2 protein-coding genes are annotated in these 1,199 nt (G+C 31.3%); both read left to right on the forward strand.

Translation table 11 applies throughout. From position 1 onward, the window contains the following. Window positions 1-308 (forward strand): fructose 1,6-bisphosphatase (locus tag RMO83_RS12840; protein WP_310560099.1); only part of this gene is annotated, 308 nt, incomplete at its 5' end. A gap of 212 nt (window positions 309-520) precedes the next feature. Then, a partial coding sequence (locus tag RMO83_RS12845; RefSeq protein ID WP_310560100.1) for a cell envelope biogenesis protein OmpA occupies window positions 521-1,199 on the forward strand: 679 nt, incomplete at its 3' end.

A 1,199-nucleotide genomic window follows, 5' to 3' on the forward strand; every position in this document is an offset into this window, starting at 1 on the left:
CACAACGTTTAGAAGCGATTAAGAACCTAATTTTTGGTGAGAATATTGTTCAAATTGATCAAGATTTTCAGGGTTTGAAAGACTTAATCGATAAACGAAAAGAAGAACTCGAAAGTTATATCGAAGATACTCGCAAAGAATTAAATCATACAATCGACAATTTATCGACCGATTTGAATATTCGCTTAACGGATTTAGAAAATTCGATGAACGATAAAACCAACGATTTAAATCACCGAAAAGTCGACCGAAACCTACTCGGAACATTGCTTGTAAGTCTTGGCGAAAAAATGATGAAAGATTATTAGTGAAAATTTACATAAAATTATTTTAACTTTTTTTGCTAAAAAAATTAACATAAAACAAGTAAGATTTGCCACAAAGATACAAAGCCTCGAAGATGGTCGATTTAATTAAAATTTATGTTGTTTTATCGATATTACAAATAAAACTTTGTGTCTTAGCGTATTTGTGGCAAATAGAATTTTTGTAGTCATATATAGTTAAAAAACTTTCAAAAATGACCGATACCGAAAAATTACTCCAACTTAAAGAACTTCTATTGACCGAAGACCGTGATTTTGCGAATGATATTTTGCGAAAACTCGACCTTCTAGAAGAAACTGTTTATGTAAACGAGAATTTATCAGAGAAAGTCAACCCAATTATTGATAGAAAAATCGAAACTCTAATTGATGAAATGCCCGACAAATTGGGTCCAACAATTACTGCTACTTTAAAATCTGAAATAAAAAATTCACAAGATTCAATTGTCGATGCACTTTTTCCGATTATCGGCAAAATGATAAAAAAGTACATTCAGCAAGAAATGAAAACTTTGTCGGACAACATTAATGCACAGGTTCAAAGCACATTTTCTATCAAAAAAATCAAACGAAAAATCAAAGCTTTGTTTTTTGAAATATCCGAAATAGATATTGTAATGAGCGAACTATCGGCTCCTAAATTGCAACAAGTTTTTGTAATCGAAAAAGGTTCTGGTTTGGTAATTGCTAGTTATTCGAAAACCGACCCAAGCGACAATGAACATGCAAAGCAGACAATAGATCAAGACATGATTGCTGGAATGCTAACGGCAATAAAAAGTTTTGTCGAAGATGCTTTTAACGCAGGAAACCAAAGTCTTGAAAATATTGAATATGAACTTTACACGATTCAAATTCAGAATTTTTCTTCTT

It is taken from the genome of Flavobacterium sp. (genome assembly GCF_031423415.1).
Lineage (GTDB): Bacteria > Bacteroidota > Bacteroidia > Flavobacteriales > Flavobacteriaceae > Flavobacterium.